The organism is Bradyrhizobium ferriligni (genome assembly GCF_056837965.1).
In genome coordinates this window covers 53,019-73,451 of record NZ_JBXEJO010000049.1, presented here as the reverse complement: position 1 = coordinate 73,451, position 20,433 = coordinate 53,019, and the positions used below count along the sequence as shown (strand labels likewise).

Here is a 20,433-nt window from a genome sequence, read left to right as displayed (position 1 = left end):
CTCGTGGGCTCGGAGAGGTGTATAAGAGACAGCCACCAACGTGGCCGCCGCCGCCGCCCATCGCACCCATCTGTGCGGCAGACTGGGCGAACGAAACGGTCGGCGCCACAGCCAACGGCAGCGCAAGCGCCAGAGCCGCGGCGGTGCTCAGAACCTTCATATTGATCATTTTGGACTCCATCAAAACGGTGAATGTCTAACCATCTCTGCGGTCGGACGTTCCCGTGCTCCACATTGATTGTGGGTCATCTTCGCGTAGCCGGCGGCTCATGTATGGCAGCTGAACAAAACTCCTCGTGAGCGCGTCATTTGGTCGCCAAACGGGCGCATAAACCGGGGGCTGTCCGAAGGGTGCGGGGCTACCTTGGCGGCGGCTGGACATTTGGGGAATGAGGTGGCATCAGAGCCGCATAGCCTCGAACCGACGACCGGCCACGCATGAAACAATTCCTGCTGAAATTCTTCACCTGGTGGAACGGCCAGACCTTTGGCACGCAATTGTGGACGTCGCGATTCGGCGAACTGGTCGGCGAGGACGAACAGGGCAATCGCTATTACCGCACCAAGGGCGGCGAGATCGATCCGACGCTGCATTTCGAGCGCCGCTGGGTGGTCTACAACGGCTACGCCGAAGCCTCGCGCATTCCGGCCGGCTGGCACGGCTGGCTGCATCACACCGTCGATGTGCCTCCGACCGAGCAGAACTACGCGCCGCGGGAATGGGAGAAGCCGCATCTGCCGAACCTGACCGGCACCGCGCAGGCCTACCGTCCGTCCGGCTCGACGCTGGCGAGCGGCCGCCGCCCCAAGGCAACCGGCGACTATCACGCCTGGACGCCAGGAAGCTGACTTTCACGCATTGTTGTTCTGACCTGCACGCGCGCAACGCCGCGCGTGCAGCGCACGCTGCCCGACAGCGCAAGCGCGCACCTGTGAACAACGGTAACAGCGGGGACAGATGGGCCGCAGCCGATGCTGCCCGCTTGCGCCGCGGACGGGTTCGCGGCTCAATAGGGTCATCTTACGGAGATGGGAAACCATCGCGTCGGATCGGGCTCCAGATCGCGACTGTCCCGATATGCAGCGGCCTCCGAGTTGGATGCGGCCGGGAGATAGGCCCCCGGTACAGACGTCCTGAAATCGCCCGCAAATGTGAGGCTACCGTGAGACAGGAAGGGCCGCTCGGGAAACCGGGCGGCCTTTTTCTTTGCGGCGATCAGGTCAGGGCAGGCGAGCCGCGGCACGGCCCATCAACTCGGCGCGGCGCGCCTGCGACGGCGCGATCCGCTCCTTCATGAACGCGAGGATCTCGGCCGGTGCGGTATCCGGCGAGCCCGCGTTGAACGGCGGGGCCGGGTTGTATTCGAGCCTGAGCTGGATCGCTTCCGCGGTCTTGCGGTCGACGAGCTCCGACACCAGCGTCAGCGCGAAGTCGATGCCCGCGGTGACGCCGCCGCCGGTGAAGCGGTTGCGGTCGACGCAGACGCGCGTCCTGGTCGGAATGGCCCCGAAGCTCGAGAGGAAATCAATCGCGCTCCAATGCGTGGTGGCGCGATAGCCCTTGAGCAGGCCGGCCGCCCCGAGCACCAGCGATCCCGTGCAGACCGACGTGACGTATTTCGCTCCCTCGGCCTGCTTGCGCAGGAAGGCCAGCATGTCCTGGTCACCGACCATGTCGTCGGTGCCGAAGCCGCCGGGCACGCAGATCACGTCGAGCTGCGGGCAATCGGCAAAGGTCGTGGTCGGCGTCAGGACCATGACGGAATCGGTCGGAACGGGTTCGATGCATTTCCAGATCAGATGCACCTTGGCGCCGGGGACCGAGGAGAACACCTGCAGCGGACCGGTCAGGTCGAGCTGGGTCACCTTCGGGAAGACGAGCAATCCAATCTGCAGGGGTTCGGTCATCGGGGCCTCCAAATAGCGCTTGACGGAACCACGATGTCATGATGGCCTCTCGTCCAAAATGGCGTATTTCCCTCATTTTCGGACGCAAGTCTCCTGAGAGAGGGAAGTCTCCTGAGAGAAGCAAGTCTCCTGAGACAAGGCTCCTGAGAGACGCAAGTCTCCCGAGAGAGGGCCGCCAAGAAAGTAACGTCACCCGCGAGGATTTGGCGATGATCGGCATCCTGATCTTTCCTGACTTCCAGCTGCTCGACGCGGCCGGCCCGATCGCGGCCTTCGAGATCGCGGCGCGCTTCGCCAACGCCGCGCCGGCGATCAGGACGATTGCGGTGAAGGCGGGACCGGTGCGCTCTTCGTCCGGTGTCGAGATGCTTGCGCGCGGCCTCAAGCCGTCGGCGGCGATCACGACGCTGATCATTGCGGGCGGCAACGGCGTGCGCACGCCGGCGAGTTGTCCAGCCACATTGTCATTCGTGCGGCGGATGGCGGGCCGCGGCATTCGCGTCGCCAGCGTCTGCTCCGGCGCCTATGTGCTGGCCGAGGCGGGCCTGCTCGACGGCCGCCGCGCCACCACGCATTGGCAGCGCACGCCGCATTTCGTGAAGACCTATCCGAAGATCAAGCTCGAGCCGGACCAGATCTTCGTCCGCGACGGCAATATCTGGAGTTCGGCCGGCATCACCGCCGGCATCGACCTCGCGCTCGCGATGATCACCGAGGACTATGGCGACGAGATCGCGCAGAGCACCGCGCGGCAGCTCGTGCTGTACCATCGGCGCAGCGGCGGGCAGTCGCAGTTTTCCTCGCTGCTGGAATTGAAGACGCCGAACGGCCGGTTCGGGCCGCTGCTCGCCTGGGCGCGCGAGCATCTCGATGCGCCGCTGACGGTCGAGGACCTCGCCGACAAAGCCGGGATGAGTTCGCGGCATTTCACCCGCGCCTTCATCGCGGAGACCGGCACGACGCCGTCGAAAGCGGTCGAGCGGCTGAGGATCGAAGTCGCGCGGCAGCGCGTTCAGTCGTCGGGCGAGGCGATCGAGCGCGTCGCCGAGATCACGGGCTTCCGCGATCCCGAGCGGATGCGCCGCGCCTTCATCCGCGCCTTCGGCCAGCCGCCGCAATCGCTGCGGCGTGCCGCGCGGGCGGGGTAGGCTCGTTTGGGACAAGCTCGTTGTCCGATTTCACGCGATCGATGTCGTCTTTGCAGTGATGAACCTGGCGAGGGTTCCCGTGACCCACGTTAAGTGGGCATTGGGGACCCGAGGAGGTTCTAATGACAAAGCATCGAACGATTACCGGGTTCGTGGCTGTCGCCCTGCTGGCTGTCACCGCAACCGCCGCGACCATCAAGTCGCACGCGCCCCGGACCGACGGCGTTGTCGTCGCCGGCACGGACGCGCTCCCGGCCAAGGATTTCAGCGACCGCTGGTCCGCGATATCCGATTTGCCTCCGGCAACGGACATCGCCGGGCGTGCAGCTGACGCGCGTTAAGGTCATGGACCGAGGTCCGGCCCGTTCGAGGGCGCGACCCGCGCAGGGATTATTCGTCTCGCAACAAAAAATGCCCCGCCGAAGCGGGGCAAGATGTTGAGCGACTTAGTCTTGAGCGACTTGGTCTTGAATAGAACTAACGGTTCTGCCGCGCCGGAATAGCGCAGTCATTCACCAATACAGGATCAGCCCACGATCGCAGAGATCCACGGATGCGCTGATCACGAAACGTGCTTCAACCGAAAAATCACTGGCCCAATGTATCGGTCGCGATCTTCTTCTTGAGTGCTTCGCAGGTATCCCTGACCTCCGCGGTCATCAACGAGACGGCTTCGATCTGCAGGAAGAAGCGCTTGCCCTGATCGCGGTAACCGGCAGCGAACTCCTTGATCTCCGCGATCATGTCGTGGACGCCTGCGACCATGACCTCGCAGTTCTTGGCGGCCAGTTGCAGTTCCGATCCAAGGGCCTCGATTTCCTTCACCGCCGCTTCATATTCGCGCACGACCGCCTCGGCCGACAGCTTGCCCACCTCGTTGACGCCGTTGCGATGCTCGACATAGTCCGGCATCGGCGAGAGGGGCCGGATGTTGCTGCGTGGTCGATGCGAAGTCACCGTGTTGATTTCGTCCTCCATCTGCTCCGACGGAGCGCGGGCGAGGACTTCTGCACTAACACTCATGCGGACTCTCCATAACTTGTTACGGCAAATGGAGTTTAGCAATGTCAACGGATTTGTCTCGATTTTCCACAGTTTTGAGGCAAGTGCAATTGTGCACTGCAGCATTGTGTTGCGTCAATGTGGCGCGTCGGGGTGCCAGCCAAGCAGGGCGAGCATCACGAAGAAGCCGACGACATAGGCCGCCATGATCGGCCAGCCCTGGGTGATCCAGCGGACCACCGATTTGGCTTCCGGATACATGCTAGACACCGCAACGCCTGCCGACGAGCCGAACCAGACCATCGATCCGCCGAATCCGACCGCGTAGGCGAGAAAGCCCCAATCATAGCCGCCCTGCTTCAGCGCCAGCGCGGTCAGGGGAATGTTGTCGAACACCGCCGAGACGAAGCCGAGCCCGAGCGCGGTCTGCCACGACGCGGCGGGCAATTTCTCCACCGGCATCATCGAGGCCGCCGTCACCAGCGCGAGCAGGAACACAGTGCCCTTCAGCGTCTCGGGCATCACCGACCAGTCCGGCCGCCGCAGCAATGAGGTGACCAGGATCGCGGCCCAGACCGCGAGCCCGAGCACGGGCAGCGCATCGAGCAGCGCGGGGAACTTCAGATTGGCCGTCACATTGGCCGTCAGCGCGGCCAGCAGGATCACGGCCACGATCGCAACCCGCGCCCAGTCGATTCTGAGGCCGGACGGTGCATCCTTCACGATCGGGGAAAAGCGGTGCTGTTGCAGCGAGGCCGGCACCGCAAACACCAGCATCGCAACGATCGCTGCGACATAGGCCTCCACGACGGTGAGCGGGCTGATGCCGTCGATCCACATCATCGTCGTCGTGGTGTCGCCGACGACGCTGCCGGCGCCGCCGGCATTCGATGCGGCGACGATGGCCGCGAGATAGCCGATATGGACGCGGCCTCGGAACACGTGGCGGGCCACGGTGCCGCCGATCAGCGCGGCCGCGATATTGTCGAGGAAGGCCGACAGCACGAACACGATGACCAGCAGGATCAGTCCGCCCTTCCAGTCATCGGGCAGCAGCGCCGGCATCTCGTCGGGAATGCGGCTCTCCTCGAAATGGCGCGACAGCAGCGCAAAGCCCATCAGGAGCAGGAACAGGTTGGCGAGCGTGACCCACTCATGCTCCATGTGATGCGCGAGACCGGGCAGGCCCGCGCCGAATTTCGCAAAGCCCGCGAACAGCAGCTTGTAGGCGACGATCGCGGCAAGGCCCGTCAGCGCCACCGCGAGCGTGTGGTGATGGAAGATCGCGACGCCGAGCAGCGTCAGCGCGAACAGGATGAAATCGAGCGGGATACCGTAGACGAGGAGTGGCGTGAGCAAGACGATCTCGATGGCTGGAGTGCCCGGCGGCGTGAGGCGCTGACGGCGGCACTATCGCGCGGCGTGGGGAACTTCAAGGCGCGCTAACGCCGCAACAGGCTCGCGATGCGCTCGCGAACCTTGATCGGGGACGACGCCAGCCACGTCGCTGCGGGTCCGATTGCTCAGCCCAGCGTCTTCAGCCAGGCGCTGATCTCGGTCACCGCGATATTGGCCTGATTGAGCAGCTTGCCCATGGTGAAGAAGCCGTGGAACTGGCCGGGGAAATGCCGATAGGTCACCGGCACGCCGGCGTCCTTGAGGAATTTCGCATACTCGTCGCCTTCGTCGCGCGACGGATCGGCGCCGGCGGTCAGCACATAGGCCGGCGGCAATCCGGCAAAGTCCTTTGCGCGCGCCGGCGAGGCGCGCCAGTCGCTGTTGTCGGCGTCACCGAGATAATGGTTGGCGAACCAGCCGATCACCGAATGCGTCAGGAGGATGCTGGTCTCGGGCTCGCGGTGCGAGGGATGCTTCCGCGAAAAATCGGTCGCGGGATAGATCAGTAACTGGGCGGCGAGCTTCGGCCCGCCGTCGCGGGCGGTGAGGGCAACCACGGCCGCGAGGTTGCCGCCGGCGCTGTCGCCGCCGACGATCAGGCGCGAGGCGTCGATGCCGAGATCCCTGGCATTGGCGGCGACCCATCGGGTCGCGGTCACGGCGTCGTCGACCGCGGCAGGGAAACGATGCTCGGGCGCGAGGCGATAATCGATCGAGATCACGATCAGCTCGCCCTCATGGGCAAGCTTCTGACAAACCACCTCATGGGTATCGAGATCGCCGATCACCCAGCCGCCGCCGTGGAAGAACACCAGGCAGGGCGCGAGCCCGTCTTTCTTGCGCAGCGTGTTCGGGGTGTAGATGCGGGCAGGGATCGTGCCGTGCGGCGCCGGGATCGCGAGCGGCTTGCTCGATTGCAGCGCGGGCGGCTCGGGATTGGAGACGACGCGGGCGGCCCGGTAATAGTCGCGCGCTTCCGGCGCGGTCAGCGTCTCATAGGCGGGACGGCCGGCCTCCTGAAACGCCTTGTAGACGGCAGCGGCATCGGGATCGAGAACGACGGGCATAGACAACAAACCTTCTTGTGATGCTGGACTGAAATGTCAGGCGGCGGTGCGGCCGCCGTCGACGGTGTAGGCGGAGCCGGAGACGTAGCTCGCCTCGTCGGAGGCAAGAAAAGCGACGATGGAGGCGACCTCGCTTGCGAGGCCAAGCCGGCGCGCCGGGATGCGGTCGACGATCTTCTCGATCGGCGGCGGCGCGTTGCCGCCGGAGCGGCCCTGCAGGATCGTGCTCAGCATCCGGCTCTCGATCATGCCGGGGCAGACGCAATTGACGCGCACGCCGGTGCCGGTGCATTCCCAGGCCGCGCTCTTGGTCAGCCCGATCACCGCGTGCTTGCTGGCGCTGTAGACCGCGATCATCGGCGATCCCATCAGGCCGGCGATCGAGGCGGTGTTGATGATGCTGCCCTTGTTCTGCTTCAGCATGACGGGCAGCACATGCTTCATGCCGAGGAAGACGCCGACCACGTTGACGTCGAGCACCCGGCGAAAGCTCTCCAGCGAATATTCCGGGATCGGCCTGATGTCGCCCTCGATGCCGGCGTTGTTGTAGAAGGCGTCGATGGTGCCGAAACGGTCGACGGCGGCGCGGACATAGTCCTTGACCTCGTCCTCGTCGGTGACGTCGGCTTCGATCGCGAAGGCCTCGGCCGAGGCCGGCAGGTCCCTGGTGGCGGCCTTGAGGTCGGCCCCCTTGCGGTCGACTGCGACAATCCGCGCACCCCGTTCGGCGAGCAGTTGGAGCGTGGCGGTTCCGATGACGCCGGCAGCCCCGGTGACGACGGCGACCCTGCCGTCGAGCCTGATGCGATCTGGCATGTGGGTTTCCTCTGGCTGGTCCGGTTCGATCCGGATTTTCCTGGTTTTCACGCGTGGCCGCGTGCCTTCAGCGTGAGGACTATCACACGTGTTCCCAGGAGTGACCAGAGGGTGACCAGAGGCTGCCCAGTGGGCCGGGGAGAGGTGGCCGGGTGCCCTTTCCCCGCCGTATTCGGCGTGTTAACCGGTGGCCTGCGAGCGGCCGATATCAAGGTAGACTGTCGCGAGCCCGATTCGCCCTTTAAAGCCGCGCGAGATGCTTCGAACCGTTGCCCTGACTGGCTTTGCGGCCCTGGTTGCCGCCTCAACCATCTCGCTTGCGCCGCCCGCGCGCGCGCAGATCGGAACGATTTTCTCCGATCCCGCGCCGCGTCCGCCCGGCTCGATCCCGCGTGGTCAGCCGGCTCCTCCCAGCGACGACGACGAGGAAGTGCCGGAATTGCCGCGCGGCCGTCTGCTGCCGACACAGCCGCGGGCGCTGCCGCCAGGCCAGGCGGTGCCGCCGCCTGGCAGCGTGCAGTCGCAGCCGCTGGCGCCGCCGCCCGGCTCGACGGTGGCTCCGCAGGGCACCCAGCCCGGTGTCGCCGTGCAGCCGCCGCAACCCGGCGGTCCCGCCGTTGCCAACACACCGCCCGGTGCCAATCCGCTGCCGCCGGGGCAGCGTCCCAAGGGGACGCCCCAGGGCGCGCCTCAGGGCACCGCGCCGCAGACGCCTGCCACGTTGCAGCCGGGCGACGAGGTGGTGCAGGAGCCGCCGTCGACCAAGATCACCAACAAGAAGGCGAGCTTCTCCGGTCTCGACAAGATCACCGGACGCATCATCAATTTCGACGAGGATATCGGCGAGACCGTGCAGTTCGGCGCGCTGCGGGTGAAGACCGATGCCTGCTACACGAGGCCGTCCACGGAAGCTGCCAACACCGATGCCTTTGTCGAGGTCGACGAGATCACGCTGCAGGGCGAGGTGAAGCGGATCTTCTCGGGCTGGATGTTCGCGGCGAGCCCCGGCCTGCACGGCGTCGAGCATCCGATCTACGACATCTGGCTGACCGACTGCAAAGGACCGGACCAGACCATCGTGACCGCCGCGCCCGATCCGCCGAAGGCGCCGACGCCGCCTCCGCCGCCGGCCCAGAAGCGCGCGCCGCAGAAGCAGGCCGCGCCGCGTCCGCCGCCGCAGCCGCTGCCGCAATATCAGCAGCAGCCGCCACCTCCGCCGCCCCAGCAGCAGCGGCCGGGCGGGTTGTTCGGCGGATTGTTCGGAAACTGATCGGCACTTCGTAGCCCGGATGGAGCGCAGCGAAATCCGGGTTTCTCTCCGCGGAGAGACTTGTCCCGGATTGCGCTTCGCTGCATCCGGGCTACGGCATAGGCTTAATTCAATTGCGCTCGGCGATGATCGCCAGCGCGTCGGCACCCTTGACCGGTTGGGTGGCGTCGAGCTTGCGGAAATCCGCCGGCGCGCCCGTGATCGCCTTGTCGAGCAGCGTGCGATAGCGGCGCCGCGAGATCTCGATCGCGCCGAACGTCCTCAAGTGCTCGGTCACATATTGCGTGTCGAGCAGCTCGAACCCGCCCGCGATCAGCCGTGCCACCAGATGCACCAGCGCAACCTTCGATGCGTCGCGCGTGGTGTGAAACATGCTTTCGCCGAAGAAGGCGCGGCCGAGGCTGACGCCGTAGAGCCCGCCGACCAGATTGTCGTCCTGCCAGACCTCGACGCTGTGGCAATGGCCCGACGCGTACAGCCCGACATAGAGATCGCGGATGCGCTTGTTGATCCAGGTGTCGTCGCGGCCGGGCTGCGGCGCCGCGCAACCGGCGATCACGGCCTTGAACGCGGTATCGACGGTGACGGTGAAGGCATCCGTGCGCACGGTGCGCGCAAGGCGGGAGGCGACGCGGAAGCCGTCGAACGGAATCACGCCGCGCAATTCCGGCTCGACCCAGAACAGGGTCGGATCGTCGGCGCTCTCCGCCATCGGGAAGATGCCGCAGGCATAGGCGCGCAGCAGCACCTCGGGCGTGATCTCGGAGGAGGCGGAGTCGCGTGAGGTCATAGCGCCAAGGATAGCAAAGCGCGGGCGGTCTTGCGATGGGGGCTGCCACCGGGACGCTACGTGTTGACGAAACGCGCCGGTTCCTCCACAAGCCGCGCCGTTCCGCCGCAGTTTCCCGAGACGGACTGCGCGGTCGTGCTAGATTGCAACAAAAAGATGGCGGCGCTGCCGGGACACGGTGGCTTGCGCGCCCGACAATCGACACAGGTGAGGGGGACGCTGCATGAAATGGTCATGGCGAACGTTTGCGCCGTTGCTGGTTTGGTTGGTGATCTATCTGGTCCCGGTGCCGTCGGGGCTGAACGCCAATCAGTGGCACTATTTCGCGGTGTTCGCCGCCGTGATCACCGGGCTGATCCTTGAATCGATGCCGGTCGGCGCAGTCGGTCTGATCGGCCTGACGGTCGCCGGCATCGGCGGCTATGTCGAGCACGACCCGAACAAGTCGCTGCGCTGGATGCTCGGCGGCTTTTCCGAGAGCACCGTGTGGCTGATCGTCGGCGCCTTCGTGTTCTCGATCGGCTATCGCAAGAGCGGGCTCGGCCGCCGGCTGGCGCTGCTCTTGGTGCGCGGCCTCGGCCGCCGCACCATCGGGCTCGGCTATGCGGTGGCGTTCTCCGATCTCGTGCTGGCGCCGGCGACGCCGTCCAACACCGCGCGCTCGGGCGGCACCATCTATCCGATCGTCAGCAACATCCCGCGCATCTACGGCTCCGAGCCCGGCCCGACCGCGGGCAAGATCGGTACCTTCGTGATGTGGACCGCGTTCGCGACCACGGCCGTCACCAGTTCGCTGTTCCTGACTGCGCTGGCGCCGAACGCCGCCGCGCTCTCGATCGCCAAGAAGCTCGTCAACATCGAGGTCGGCTGGTCGCAATGGTTCATCGGCTTCGCGCCGCTCGGCATCCTCTTGCTGCTGCTGGTGCCGCTGCTCAGCTATCTGGTCTGCCGGCCCGAGATCAAGGAGAGCCCGGAGATCGTGACCTGGAGCGAGGGCGAGCTCGCCAAGATGGGGCCGCCCTCGCGGCACGAATGGATCATGGCGGCGCTGGTGGTGCTCGCGATGTTCCTGTGGATCTGCGGCTCTAATCCCAATATCAGCGTGCCGCTGCTCGGCTCGAACTTCATCAACGCGACCACGGTCGTATTCGTCGTGATCTCCTTGATGCTGCTGACCGGCGTGATCGCGTTCGAGGACATCGTCGCGGAGAAGAGTGCATGGGAGGTATTTTTCTATTTCACCTCGCTGCTCACGCTGTCGTCGGGCCTCAACGAGATCGGCTTCATCAAATGGGTGGCCGAGGGTTATGCCAAGCCGCTCTCCGGCACGTCGCCGCTGGTCGGGATGATCCTGCTCGTCACCTTCTTCTTCTGGATCCACTATTTCTTCTCGAGCATCACCTCGCATACCGCCGCCGTGCTGCCGGTGGTGCTCGCCGTCGGCTCCAGCATTCCCGGCCTGTCGGTGCAGATCCTGATGCTGCTCTGCGTGTATTCGCTGGGCCTGATGGGCGTGATCTCGCCCTATGCCACGGGACCGGCGCCGATGTATTACGGCAGCGGCTATATCGGCAAAGGCGACTTCTGGAAATTCGGGCTGATCTTCGGCCTGATCTACTTTGCCGGATTGTTGCTGATCGTGTTGCCCTGGTTACAAATGATCGGGTAAAATAGCCACAATCCAGCGAGAAACAGCCGCCGACCGGGAAGGAGCACTTTCCTTTCCGATTCTTAACGCGCTTTGTCCGGAAGAAGCCTTCAAAATGCTTCGTCGGATGTGGCGCGCGCGGAGTTCAGGGGACACATAGAGCCGCGCGAGCTCATTCGTGTTTCTTCGTGGGCAGGTTATGGACCAGCAGATCAAAGACCCGTCGATTGTGGCGCCCGAGCGAACCAGGCGAGGGTCGCGTTGGCGAGGGTTTCTGACCGGATGTCTCGTGCTGGCGGTGCTTGCTGGCATCGTCTGGTGGACGCGGCAGCAGGCCGCGCCGCCGCAGGCCGGTGGCGGACGCAACGCCGGGCCGATGTCGATCGTGCCGGAGACGATCGGCAAGGGCGATATCGGCGTCAGCCTGAATGCGCTCGGCACCGTGACGTCGCTCGCGACCGTGACGATCAGGAGCCAGATCAGCGGCTATCTGATGAAGATCGATTTCAAGGAGGGCGATGAGGTCAAGAAGGGCGACCTGATCGCCGAGATCGATTCGCGTCCCTATCAGGCGACGCTGGCGCAGGCCAAGGGACAGCTCGCCCGCGACGAGGCGCAGCTGAAGGGCGCCCAGGTCGATCTCACCCGCTACCAGAACCTCGCCGCGCAGAACGCCGTGCCGCATCAGACGCTCGACACCCAGGTCGCGCTGGTCGCGCAGTATCAGGGCACGGTGGAAGCCGATCGCGCCTCGGTGAAGTCGGCCGAGGTGAATTTGCAATATTGTCACATCGTGTCGCCGATCAACGGGCGCGTCGGACTGCGCCAGGTCGATCTCGGCAACTATGTGACGCCCGGCGACACCAACGGCCTCGTCGTGATCACGCAGCTCGAGCCGATCAGCGTGCTGTTCACGCTGCCGGAGGACAATCTGCAGGCGGTCGCGAAGCGGTTGAAGGAGGGCGCGGTGCTGCCGACGGCGGCCTATGACCGCAGCGGCGCCAACAAGCTCGCCGAGGGATCGTTGCAGACCTTCGACAGCCAGATCGATGCGACCACCGGCACCATCAAGCTGCGCGCGCAGTTCGAGAACGACAAGCGCACGCTGTTTCCGAACCAGTTCGTCAACGTCCGCCTGCTGCTCGATACCCACAAGGATGCGACGACGATGTCGACCGCCGGCATCCAGCGCGGTGTCCCCGGCACCTTCGTCTATCTCGTCAATGCCGACAGCACGGTCTCGGTGCGGCCGGTCAAGCTCGGCGTCACTGACGGCGACCGGGTCGAGGTGCTGTCCGGGCTTGTGCCCGGCGATCGCATCGTGATCGACGGCGCCGACAAGCTGCGCGAAGGCGCCAAGGTGGTCGTGCGCTCCGCTGCCGATGCCGCCAACCCGGCCGCTGCGGCCAAGGGGACGGCGAACGGGGCTGCGAAGGGAGACGGCAAGGGAGATAGCAAGGACGGCGCCGATCCCGGAGGCGGCCACCACAAGCGGTCCGAGGACGGGCAGAAGAAATGAACCCGTCGCGGCCATTCATCCTGCGGCCGGTGGCGACGACCCTGATGATGATCGCCATCATGCTGTCGGGCATGCTGGCGTTCAGATTTCTCCCGGTCGCAGCGCTGCCTGAGGTCGACTACCCGACCATCCAGGTGCAGACCTTCTATCCGGGCGCGAGCCCCGACGTGATGACCTCGTCGGTGACGGCGCCGCTCGAGGTGCAGTTCGGCCAGATGCCGAATCTGACCCAGATGAGCTCGGTGAGTTCGGCGGGTTCGTCCGTGATCACGCTGCAGTTCGGCCTGTCGATCTCGCTCGACGTCGCCGAGCAGGAGGTGCAGGCCGCGATCAATGCCGCGGGCAATCTCTTGCCGTCGGACCTGCCGGCGCCGCCGATCTACGCCAAGGTCAATCCGGCCGATGCGCCGATCCTGACACTCGGCCTGACCTCGAAGACCATGCCGCTGACGCAGGTGCAGGATTTCGTCGACACGCGGCTGGCGCAGAAGATCTCGCAGCTGCCCGGCGTCGGCCTCGTCAGCATCAGCGGCGGCCAGCGGCCGGCGGTGCGCATCCAGGCCGATATCCGCAAGCTCGCGGCCTATGGCCTCAACATCGACGATCTCCGTACCACGCTCGGCAACGCCAACGTCAATACGCCGAAGGGCAATTTCGACGGCGCGATGCGCGCCTACACCATCAATGCCAACGACCAGATCCGCAATGCCAGCGACTACCGCTCGCTGATCATCGCCTACAAGAATGGCTCGCCGGTCCGCCTCAGCGATGTCGGCAACGTCGTCGACGGCGCGCAGAACGACAAGCTCGGCGCCTGGATGAACGAGACGCCGGCGATCATCCTCAACATCCAGCGCCAGCCCGGCGCCAACGTGATCTCGGTGGTGCAGGGCATCAAGGACCTGCTGCCGCAGCTGCAGGCGACGCTGCCGGCCGCGATCGACCTCAATATCCTGACCGACCGCACCGTCACGATCCGGGCCTCGGTGCGTGACGTCGAATACGAGCTGTCGCTTGCCGTGATCCTGGTCGTGCTTGTGATCTTCGTGTTCCTGCGCTCGACCCGCGCCACGCTGATCCCGAGCCTGTCGGTGCCGCTCTCGCTGGTCGGCACGCTCGGCGCGATGTATCTGTTCGGCTTCAGCCTGAACAATCTGTCGCTGATGGCGCTGACGATCGCGACCGGCTTCGTGGTCGACGACGCCATCGTCGTGATCGAGAACATCTCGCGCTACATCGAGGAGGGCGAGTCGCCGCTCGAGGCGGCGCTGCGAGGATCCGAGCAGATCGGCTTCACCATCATCTCGTTGACGGTGTCGCTGATCGCGGTGCTGATCCCGCTGCTGTTCATGGGCGACGTCGTCGGCCGCCTGTTCCGCGAATTCGCCATCACGCTGTCGGTCACGATCCTGATCTCCGCCGTGGTGTCGCTGACCCTGGTGCCGATGGCCTGCGCAAAGCTGCTGAAGCCGGAGGCCATGGCGCGGGAAAACACCTTCCAGCGGCTCAGCCGCGAAGGCTTCGATGCCGTCATCGCGATCTACGCCCGGATGCTCAATTGGGTGCTGGATCGCCAGACCTTCGTGCTGCTGATCGCGCTCGCCACCTTTGGCCTGACGGCGCTGCTCTACGTCGTCATTCCCAAGGGCTTCTTTCCGGTGCAGGACACCGGCGTGATCCAGGCCATCTCGGAGGCGCCGCAATCGGTGTCCTATGCGGCGATGGCCGAGCGGCAGCAGCGGCTCGCGAGCGCGATCCTGAAGGATCCGGACGTGCAGAGCCTGTCGTCGTTCATCGGCGTCGACGGCACCAACACCACGCTGAACAGCGGCCGCATCCTGATCAATCTGAAGCCGCATGAGCAGCGCAAGGCCAATGTCTCGACGATCATGGACCGGATCAAGGCGAGCACGGCGGCGCTGACCGGGATCACGCTCTACATGCAGCCGGTCCAGGACCTCACCATCGAAGGCACGGTGAGCCGGACGCAGTACCAGTTCATCCTGCAGGACGCCGATCCGAACGAGCTTGCGGAATGGACGCCGAAGCTGGTCGACAAGCTCAGGGAGTTACCCGAACTCAGCGACGTCACCAGCGACATCTCGGCGCAGGGGCTCTCGGTGTTCGTGGACATCGACCGCGACCAGGCTGCGCGGTTCGGCATCACGCCGGCGACGATCGACAACGCGCTGTACGATTCCTACGGTCAGCGCATCGTCTCGACCGTCTTCACCAATTCGAACCAGTACCGCGTGATCCTGGAAGCCGATCCGTCGCTGCAGACTTCGCTGGATTCGCTGTCGTCGATCTATCTGCCGTCATCGGTGGGCTCGACGCCGGTGCCGCTGTCGGTGATGGCCAAGATGCGGGTGGAGACCGCGCCGCTGCAGATCTCGCATCTCGGCCAGTTCCCGTCTGCGACCGTCTCGTTCAACCTGGCGCCCGGCGCTTCCCTTGGAGGGGCGGTGACGGCGATCAAGCAGGCGCAGGCCGACATCAACCAGCCGCTCGGCATGATCACGAGCTTCCAGGGTGCGGCGCTGGCGTTCCAGTCCTCGCTGTCCAACCAGCTGTTCCTGATCCTGGCCGCGATCATCACGGTCTATATCGTGCTCGGCGTGCTCTATGAGAGCTTCATCCATCCTCTGACGATCCTCTCGACGCTGCCTTCCGCGGGTATCGGCGCGCTGCTGGCGCTGATGATGGCCGGCCAGGATCTCACCATCATCGCGATCATCGGCATCATCCTCCTGATCGGCATCGTGAAGAAGAATGCGATCATGATGATCGACTTCGCGCTCGACGCCGAGCGTAACGAGGGCAAGCCGCCCCGGGAGGCGATCTACCAGGCCTGCCTGCTGCGGTTCCGGCCGATCATCATGACGACGATGGCTGCGGTGCTCGGCGCGCTGCCGCTGATGCTCGGCAGCGGCGCGGGGTCCGAGCTGCGGAATCCGCTCGGCATTTCGATCGTCGGCGGCCTCCTGGTGAGCCAGCTGCTGACCCTGTTCACGACACCGGTGATCTACCTCTGGTTCGATCGCCTCGCGCTGCGGTTTGCCGGGCGGGCGGACGAGATCGGCGAGGCGAGCGGGTCGCGTTGAGCCATGGATCCGTCAACGCCCTTCATCCGTAGGCCGGTCGCAACGACGCTGTTGACGTTCGGGCTCGCGGCGGCCGGCATCGTCGCGTTCTTCAAGCTGCCGGTGTCGCCGCTGCCGCAGGTGGATTTCCCGACCATCTCGGTGCAGGCGACGCTGCCCGGCGCCAGCCCGCAGGATGTCGCGACCACGGTCGCAAGTCCCCTCGAGCGCCATCTCGGACAGATCGCCGATGTCACCGAGATGACGTCGTCGAGCTCGGTGGGCTCGACCCGCATCACGCTGCAGTTCGGGCTGAACCGCGATATCAACGGCGCGGCGCGCGACGTGCAGGCCGCGATCAATGCGGCGCGGGCCGACCTGCCGACCAGCCTGCGCAGCAATCCAACCTACCGCAAGGTCAATCCTGCCGACGCGCCGATCCTGATCCTGACGCTGACGTCGGATACGTTGACGCGCGGCGATCTCTACGACGCCGCCTCCACAGTGCTGGCGCAGAAGCTGTCGCAGGTCGAGGGCATCGGCGAGGTGGTGGTCGGCGGCAGCTCGCTGCCGGCCGTGCGCGTCGATCTGATCCCGCAGGCGCTCTACAAATACGGCATCGGCCTGGAAGACGTCCGCGCGGCGCTGTCGAGCGCCAACGCCCACAGCCCCAAGGGCGGCATCGACGTCGGCGACCAGCGCTACCAGGTCTACGCCAACGACCAGGCCAACAAGGCCGACGACTACAAATCGCTGATCGTGGCCTACCGCAATGGCGCGCCGGTTCATCTCTCCGACGTCGGCGAGGTGGCCGACGGCGTCGAGAACCTCCGCAATGCCGGGCTCGCCAACGGCAAGCCGGCGGTTCTGATCATCCTATACCGGCAGCCGAACGCCAACATCATCTCGACCGTCGACCTCGTGAAGGGGCTGATGCCGCAGCTGCAGGCATCGGTCTCGCCGGCGATCGACATCGGCTTTGCGGTCGACCGTTCGACCACCATCCGCACCTCGCTCCGGGACGTCGAACGAACCCTCGTTCTGGCGGTGCTGCTGGTCATCATCGTGGTGTTCGCGTTCCTGCGCAATGCGCGCGCCACCTTCATTCCGGTGGTGGCGGTCTCGGTGTCGCTGGTCGCGACCTTCGGGGCGATGTACCTGTTCGGCTACAGCCTGGACAATCTCTCCCTGATGGCGCTGACGGTCGCGACCGGCTTCGTGGTCGACGACGCCATCGTGGTGCTGGAGAACGTCACCCGCTACATCGAGCAAGGGCTGAGCCCGCTCGAGGCGGCTCTGAAGGGCGCCAACGAGGTCGGCTTCACCGTGCTGTCGATGAGCATCTCGCTGATCGCGGTGTTCATCCCGATCCTGCTGATGGCCGGCATCGTCGGGCGGCTGTTCCGCGAATTCGCGATGGTGATCTCGATCTCGATCCTGATCTCGCTCGCGGTCTCGCTGGCGACCACGCCGATGATGTGCGCCGTGCTGCTGAAGCCGGACGCCGGCGGCCACGGCCGGCTCTATTGGGCGAGCGAGCGCTTCTTCGAGGCGATGCTGAATTTCTACCGCAGGACGCTGACCGCGGCGTTGGCACATCCGCTCTCGGTGATGCTGATCCTGGCGGCGGTGTTCGGCCTCAACTTCTATCTTTACGACGTGATCCCGAAGGGCTTCTTCCCGCAGCAGGACACCGGCCGGCTGGTCGGCTCGATCCAGGCCGACCAGAGCGTGTCGTTCCAGCTGATGCAGCAGAAGCTCGCGCAGTACGTCGGCATCATCAAGCGCGATCCGGCGGTGGAGACGGCGGTCGGCTTCACCGGCGGCGGGCAGACCAATTCCGGCTTCGTGTTCGTCTCGCTGCGTCCGCTCGATGAGCGCAAGATCGGCGCCGACGGCGTGATCGCGCGGCTGCGCCGCGAGATGTCGGTGGTGCCGGGTGCGAGCCTGTTCCTGCAGGCGGTGCAGGACATCCGGGTCGGGGGCAGGGCCTCGAACGCGCAGTATCAGTACACGCTGCAGGGATCGACGCTGGAGGAGCTCAATGAATGGACGCCGAAGATCGCGGCGGCCCTGCAACGCGATCCTGATCTCGCCGACGTCAACAGCGACCAGCAGAACAAGGGCCTGGAATCCGATCTCGTGATCGACCGCGACGCCGCGGCCCGGCTCGGCATCACGGTGAGCCAGATCGACAACACCCTCTACGACGCGTTCGGCCAGCGGCAGGTGTCGACAATCTATGTCGCGCGCAACCAGTATCACGTCATCATGGAGGTCGCGCCGCGCTACTGGCAGAATCCGGAGACGCTGAAGGACGTCTATATCAGCACGTCCGGCGGATCGGTCGGCGGGTCGCAATCGACCAACGCGGTGGCGGGCACGGTCGTCGCGCCGGGCAACTCCAGCGCGGCCAGTGCGGCCAACGCCCAGGCTGCGCGCAACCAGGCCACCAATTCGATCGGTTCGACCGGGAAGGGCGTGGCCTCGACCGGATCGGCCGTCTCCACCAGCAGCGAGACCATGATCCCGCTGTCGGAAGTTGCAGCGTTCAAGCAGGGCGCGACGCCGCTTGCGGTCAATCATCAGGGTCTGTTGGTCGCCAACACCATCTCGTTCAACCTGCCGCCGAACGTGTCGCTGAGCACGGCGGTCGGCAGCATCGAGGCGACCATGAACCGGATCGGGGTCCCGGCCACGATCCGCGGCACCTTCCAGGGTACCGCCAAGGCGTTCCAGGACTCGCTGAGCAACCAGCCGTTCCTGATCCTGGCCGCGCTGGTTGCGATCTACATCGTGCTGGGCGTGCTCTACGAGAGCTACATCCATCCGCTGACCATCTTGTCCACATTGCCCTCGGCGGGTGTGGGCGCCTTGCTGGCGCTGATGGCATTCAAGACCGAGTTCAGTATCATGGCGCTGATCGGCGTCATCCTGCTGATCGGCATTGTGAAGAAGAACGCCATCATGATGATCGACTTTGCGCTGGAGGCGGAACGCGGGCGCGGACTGGAGCCGCTCGAGGCGATCCGGGAGGCCTGCCTGCTGCGCTTCCGCCCGATCATGATGACGACGATGGCCGCGCTGCTCGGGGCGGTGCCGCTGGCGATCGGCATGGGCGATGGCGGCGAGCTGCGGCAGCCGCTCGGCATCGCCATCGTCGGGGGCCTGATCCTGAGCCAGGTCCTCACGCTCTACACGACGCCGGTCATCTACCTCTATCTCGACCGGTTCCGCCTGTGGGCCCAGCGCCTCCGCCGCGACGGCGCGCCGCGGATGTCGGGCTCCTCACTTCAACCGGGCGAGTAAATGCCGACAGGTGCAGCGTTGCGAAATCTTCAGTTGATGCGCAAGCCGATCCGGTTTCTGCGCGTGGCGGCGTTTGGCGGCCTCAGCCTCGGTCTGTCCGGCTGTATTCCCGGGGCGGAGAAGCCCGAGCTCAGCCTCGAAGTGCCGGCGAGCTACAAGACTGCGGCCAAGGGCGATGCCGACGCGGCCGTTCCGGCGCTCGCCTGGTGGCGCGGCTTCCGCTCGCCCGAGCTGACCGGGCTGATGGAATCCGCGCAGCTCTACAATCTCGACATCGCGGTGGCGATCGCCCAGATCGTGCAGGCCGACGCCCAGGTCGGCGTGTCCGGCGCCGCGCTGCTGCCGTCCATCTCCGGATCGGCGAATGCCGAGCGTCAGCGTGTGGCAACGGGGTCCAGTTCGTCGTTCGGTACCAGCGGCACTTTCTCGCAATACAGCCTGGGGCTGAGCGCAAGCTACATCGTCGATTTCTGGGGCAAGAACCGCGCGACGCTGTCGGCCTCGGAGGAGAGCGCGACCGTCGCGCGCTACAATCGCGAGGTGGTCGCACTGACCACGATGGCGACGGTCGCCAACACCTATTTCCAGCTGCTGGCGGCGCAGGATCAGATCAAGGTCACCCGCCGCAACCTCGCGGCGGCCGAGCGCATCCTTGCGCTGATCAAGTCGCAATTCGCCGGCGGCACCGCCTCGCAGCTCGATTTGTCGCAGCAGGAGGCGCTGGTCGCCACGCAGCGCGCGGCGATCCCGCCGCTCGAGGTGACGGTCGGGCAGAACATCGCGGCGCTCGCCGTGCTGGTGGCGCGCGCGCCGGCCGATTTCAAGGTGCGCGGCGGGTCCACCACGCAGATCGCGGTGCCGCGCGTCACGCCGGGACTGCCGTCGGAATTGCTCTACCAGCGGCCTGACGTCCGCGAGGCCGAGGCGCAGCTGGCGTCGTCCAATTTCAGCGTCGACGCGGCGCGCGCGGCGTTCTTTCCGCAGATTCAGTTGACCGGCACCACCGGCTTCCAGAGCGCGGCGCTGGCCTCGCTGTTTGCGCCGGGCGCCTGGTACTACACGCTCGCCGCCGGGCTGACCCAGCCGCTGTTCGACGGCTTCCTGCTGGAGAGCCAGCTCAAGCTCGCCAAGGGCCAGCAGCTGCAAAACCTGCAGGCCTATCGCAAGGCGGTGCTGTCGGCCTTCGCCGATGTCGAGAAGGCGCTGATCGCGTTGCAGAAGTACACATTGCAGGAGCGCCTGCAGTCCGACGTCGTCGCCGCCTCGCGCAAGGCGTTCGAGGTCGCCGAGACGCAGTTGCGCGGCGGCACGGTCAACCTGATCACGGTGCTGCAGGCCCAGCAGACGCTATTCACCGCCGAAAACAATCTGGTTACGGTCCGGCTCAACAAGCTGCTGGCGGCGAGCAGCCTGTTCCAGGCGCTCGGCGGCGGCTGGACGCCCGCCGGTACGCTGGCGGCGGCGGTGCCATGAGG

At 65.6% G+C, this 20,433-nt stretch carries 15 protein-coding genes; 9 read left to right on the top strand and 6 right to left on the bottom strand.

All coding sequences use genetic code 11. From position 1 onward, the window contains the following. Window positions 1–438 precede the first annotated feature (438 nt). Complete coding sequence (locus AC1VNY_RS27065; RefSeq protein WP_482407492.1) at window positions 439–849, top strand: NADH:ubiquinone oxidoreductase subunit NDUFA12; 411 nt, start codon at window positions 439–441, stop codon at window positions 847–849. Between the two features lie 372 nt (window positions 850–1,221). On the opposite strand, the gene AC1VNY_RS27060 is transcribed toward AC1VNY_RS27065, so the two are convergent. After that, window positions 1,222–1,908, bottom strand: a complete 687-nt coding sequence (locus AC1VNY_RS27060) for a DJ-1/PfpI family protein (RefSeq protein ID WP_482407491.1) — start codon at window positions 1,906–1,908, stop codon at window positions 1,222–1,224. A gap of 209 nt (window positions 1,909–2,117) precedes the next feature. On the opposite strand from AC1VNY_RS27060, the gene AC1VNY_RS27055 reads away from it, so the two are divergent. After that, window positions 2,118–3,056, top strand: a complete 939-nt coding sequence (locus AC1VNY_RS27055; RefSeq protein WP_482407490.1) for a GlxA family transcriptional regulator — start codon at window positions 2,118–2,120, stop codon at window positions 3,054–3,056. A 122-nt stretch (window positions 3,057–3,178) separates the two neighbouring features. Continuing rightward, window positions 3,179–3,397, top strand: coding sequence for a hypothetical protein (locus AC1VNY_RS27050; protein ID WP_482407489.1), 219 nt, complete (start codon window positions 3,179–3,181; stop codon window positions 3,395–3,397). Window positions 3,398–3,644: 247 nt separating this feature from the next. Here the strand turns inward: AC1VNY_RS27050 and AC1VNY_RS27045 are convergent, their stop codons facing one another. The 4 genes from AC1VNY_RS27045 to AC1VNY_RS27030 form a co-directional block, all read right to left on the bottom strand. Next, window positions 3,645–4,079, bottom strand: a complete 435-nt coding sequence (locus AC1VNY_RS27045) for a hypothetical protein (protein WP_229193149.1) — start codon at window positions 4,077–4,079, stop codon at window positions 3,645–3,647. Between the two features lie 114 nt (window positions 4,080–4,193). Beyond that, complete coding sequence (locus tag AC1VNY_RS27040; RefSeq protein WP_482407488.1) at window positions 4,194–5,417, bottom strand: SLC13 family permease; 1,224 nt, start codon at window positions 5,415–5,417, stop codon at window positions 4,194–4,196. 164 nt (window positions 5,418–5,581) lie between these two features. Then, the gene (locus AC1VNY_RS27035) at window positions 5,582–6,523 is read right to left on the bottom strand and encodes an alpha/beta hydrolase (protein WP_482407487.1); all 942 of its coding nucleotides are present in this window, start codon (window positions 6,521–6,523) and stop codon (window positions 5,582–5,584) included. Between the two features lie 36 nt (window positions 6,524–6,559). Further along, window positions 6,560–7,339, bottom strand: coding sequence for an SDR family NAD(P)-dependent oxidoreductase (locus AC1VNY_RS27030; protein ID WP_482407486.1), 780 nt, complete (start codon window positions 7,337–7,339; stop codon window positions 6,560–6,562). A gap of 256 nt (window positions 7,340–7,595) precedes the next feature. Between AC1VNY_RS27030 and AC1VNY_RS27025 the strand changes: the two genes are divergently transcribed. Continuing rightward, the gene (locus AC1VNY_RS27025; protein ID WP_482407485.1) at window positions 7,596–8,609 is read left to right on the top strand and encodes a DUF2155 domain-containing protein; all 1,014 of its coding nucleotides are present in this window, start codon (window positions 7,596–7,598) and stop codon (window positions 8,607–8,609) included. Window positions 8,610–8,718: 109 nt separating this feature from the next. Here the strand turns inward: AC1VNY_RS27025 and aat are convergent, their stop codons facing one another. After that, complete coding sequence (gene aat, locus AC1VNY_RS27020) at window positions 8,719–9,399, bottom strand: leucyl/phenylalanyl-tRNA--protein transferase (protein ID WP_038388320.1); 681 nt, start codon at window positions 9,397–9,399, stop codon at window positions 8,719–8,721. 223 nt (window positions 9,400–9,622) lie between these two features. Between aat and AC1VNY_RS27015 the strand changes: the two genes are divergently transcribed. The 5 genes from AC1VNY_RS27015 to AC1VNY_RS26995 all read left to right on the top strand — a co-directional run bounded on the left by AC1VNY_RS27015 (window position 9,623) and on the right by AC1VNY_RS26995 (window position 20,431). Beyond that, the gene (locus AC1VNY_RS27015) at window positions 9,623–11,068 is read left to right on the top strand and encodes a DASS family sodium-coupled anion symporter (RefSeq protein ID WP_482407484.1); all 1,446 of its coding nucleotides are present in this window, start codon (window positions 9,623–9,625) and stop codon (window positions 11,066–11,068) included. Between the two features lie 268 nt (window positions 11,069–11,336). Then, window positions 11,337–12,566 (top strand): MdtA/MuxA family multidrug efflux RND transporter periplasmic adaptor subunit, encoded by a 1,230-nt coding sequence (locus AC1VNY_RS27010; RefSeq protein WP_482407483.1) that lies wholly within the window; start codon window positions 11,337–11,339, stop codon window positions 12,564–12,566. Beyond that, the gene (locus AC1VNY_RS27005) at window positions 12,563–15,670 is read left to right on the top strand and encodes an MdtB/MuxB family multidrug efflux RND transporter permease subunit (RefSeq protein ID WP_304500061.1); all 3,108 of its coding nucleotides are present in this window, start codon (window positions 12,563–12,565) and stop codon (window positions 15,668–15,670) included. The genes AC1VNY_RS27010 and AC1VNY_RS27005 overlap by 4 nt, the downstream gene beginning before the upstream one ends. 3 nt (window positions 15,671–15,673) lie before the next feature. Further along, entirely contained in the window at window positions 15,674–18,958 is a 3,285-nt protein-coding gene (locus AC1VNY_RS27000; protein ID WP_482407482.1) for an efflux RND transporter permease subunit, read from the top strand. Then, entirely contained in the window at window positions 18,959–20,431 is a 1,473-nt protein-coding gene (locus AC1VNY_RS26995) for an efflux transporter outer membrane subunit (RefSeq protein ID WP_482407481.1), read from the top strand. It abuts the gene before it with no gap. Window positions 20,432–20,433: the final 2 nt, after the last annotated feature.